At 67.6% G+C, this 1,827-nt stretch carries 1 protein-coding gene and 1 pseudogene; both read left to right on the forward strand.

Annotated elements, in window-relative coordinates; genetic code table 11:
- The coding region (locus tag N878_RS19295; protein WP_021445205.1) for an aldehyde dehydrogenase at window positions 1-1,308 on the forward strand (1,308 nt) is incomplete at its 5' end.
- 326 nt (window positions 1,309-1,634) lie between these two features.
- Window positions 1,635-1,827: pseudogene (locus N878_RS19300) on the forward strand (MFS transporter); the annotation flags it as partial.

Below are 1,827 nucleotides of genomic sequence, written 5' to 3' on the forward strand. Positions count from 1 at the left end.
GTGCGTGACGCCCGCGCCGCCTTCGACTCCGGCGCCTGGTCGCGCCTGGCGCCGGCCAAGCGCAAGCAGGTGATGATCCGTTTCGCCGAGCTGATCGAGCAGCACGGCGAGGAGCTGGCCCTGCTGGAAACCCTGGACATGGGCAAGCCGATCAGCGACTCGCTGAGCATCGACGTCGCCAGCGCCGCCAACGCCCTGCGCTGGAGCGGCGAGGCGATCGACAAGATCTACGACGAAGTGGCCGCCACCAGCCACGACCAGCTGGGCCTGGTGACCCGCGAGCCGGTCGGCGTGGTCGCCGCCATCGTGCCGTGGAACTTCCCCCTGCTGATGACCTGCTGGAAGCTCGGCCCGGCGCTGTCCACCGGCAACTCGGTGGTGCTCAAGCCGTCGGAGAAATCGCCGCTGACCGCCATCCGCATCGCCCAGCTGGCCATCGAGGCCGGCATCCCGGCCGGGGTGTTCAACGTGCTGCCGGGCTTCGGCCACACGGTCGGTAAAGCGCTCGCCCTGCATATGGACGTCGACACCCTGGTATTCACCGGTTCGACCAAGATCGCCAAGCAGCTGATGATCTACGCCGGCGAGTCGAACATGAAGCGCGTCTGGCTGGAGGCCGGCGGCAAGAGCCCGAACATCGTCTTCGCCGACGCCCCGGACCTGCAGGCCGCCGCCGAGGCCGCCGCCAGCGCCATCGCCTTCAACCAGGGCGAGGTGTGCACCGCCGGCTCGCGCCTGCTGGTGGAAAACTCGATCAAGGACAGGTTCGTGCCCATGGTGGTCGAGGCGATCAAGGCCTGGAAGCCGGGCAACCCGCTGGACCCGGCGACCAACGTCGGCGCCCTGGTCGACACCACCCAGCTGAACAACGTGCTGGGCTACATCCAGGCCGGCCACGACGACGGCGCCAAGCTGGTGGCCGGCGGCAAGCGAGTCATGGAGGAAACCGGCGGCACCTACGTCGAGCCGACCATCTTCGACGGCGTGAGCAACGCCATGCGCATCGCCAAGGAGGAAATCTTCGGCCCGGTGCTGTCGGTGATCGGCTTCGACAGCGAGGAGGAAGCGGTGGCCATCGCCAACGACACCGTCTACGGCCTGGCCGCGGCGGTGTGGACCAGCAACCTGTCGCGCGCCCACCTGGTGGGCAAGGCCCTGCGCGCCGGCAGCGTGTGGATCAACCAGTACGACGGCGGCGACATGACCGCGCCGTTCGGCGGCTTCAAGCAGTCCGGCAACGGCCGCGACAAGTCGCTGCACGCCTTCGACAAGTACACCGAGCTGAAGGCCACCTGGATCAAACTCTAACGATAGCGGGACGATCTCCTGGTCGTCGGCCATACGGCGTTGCGTCCTCGCTTTTAATGCTCACGTACTGCAGTACGCTGCGCTTAAAAGCTCCGGGGCGCCTTGTCTGGCCTTAGCCCAGAAGATCTTTTTCGGCGCTGGATTTGGCCGAAAATCTGTTTGTGGGGAGAGCGTTTCTGTTCTCCCTTTAGGTCAGCCCCCGAACTGAGGGGCCGGCTCCCTGCGAGCCACACCTGCGGCCGGGTTCCCCTGGAACCCGGCCGCCTTGCATTTGCGCGCCGGGCACTGCGACCGGCGCCGCGCGCGCCATGGACTGGAGTGGAACGATGAACTGGATGACCTATTTCGCCGTCAGTGCGGCGGTGGTGATAGTCGGCCTGGCGCTGGGGGTGACCCTGCCGCTGGTGTCCCTGCGTCTCGAGGCCTGGGGCTACGGGCCCTTCGCCATCGGCGTGATGGCGGCGATGCCGGCCATCGGCGTGCTGCTCGGCGCGCGCCTGACCGGCCGCCTGGCCGGCT

Origin of the sequence: Pseudomonas sp. EGD-AK9 (genome assembly GCF_000465935.2) — a bacterium.
Lineage (GTDB): Bacteria > Pseudomonadota > Gammaproteobacteria > Pseudomonadales > Pseudomonadaceae > Aquipseudomonas.